We start from the raw sequence: 411 nt of genomic DNA, 5'->3' as shown, positions 1-411 counted from the left end.
CTGCAACAGCATTTTATCGCACTGTACTAAACCGCCCGCCTGTTCCAACAGGCGCATCAATGCCAACGCAGTCACTGACTTACCGGAGCCGGATTCGCCAACAATTGCCAGCGTCTCACCGCGTTGCAGACTAAAAGAGAGATTGCGGACCGCAGCTATTTTCTGCTGGTCCTGCATAAAGGCAATATTCAGATTTTCAACCGCCAGCACATTACCGGCATCAAGTTCATCACTGTGTGGCAACGGTGTCCCCTTTTTCACGGTAGATACCGGTGGTTGGCGTATCGCCTGCGTAGCCCCAGGCGCGATACATTCCTTCGGTGTTAAACGGTAGCGCGACATTCCCTTCATGGTCGATAGCGATTAAGCCACCGCTACCGCCAAGCGCAGGGAGTTTTTCCATTACTACCC

The 411-nt window shown here is 53.0% G+C and carries 2 protein-coding genes; both read right to left on the bottom strand.

The window, feature by feature from the left end; translation table 11 throughout:
• Nucleotides 1–243, bottom strand: a 243-nt coding sequence (locus tag FN960_RS23515; RefSeq protein ID WP_143850768.1) for an ATP-binding cassette domain-containing protein, incomplete at its 3' end; no start/stop codon positions are given.
• The coding region (locus FN960_RS23510) for an isoaspartyl peptidase/L-asparaginase (RefSeq protein ID WP_185971126.1) at nt 230–411 on the bottom strand (182 nt) is incomplete at its 5' end. The genes FN960_RS23510 and FN960_RS23515, both read right to left, overlap by 14 nt.

The organism is Alkalicoccobacillus porphyridii, assembly GCF_007293315.1.
GTDB lineage: Bacteria > Bacillota > Bacilli > Bacillales > Bacillaceae_D > Alkalicoccobacillus > Alkalicoccobacillus porphyridii.
This window is presented reverse-complemented; position numbering and strand designations above follow the sequence as displayed.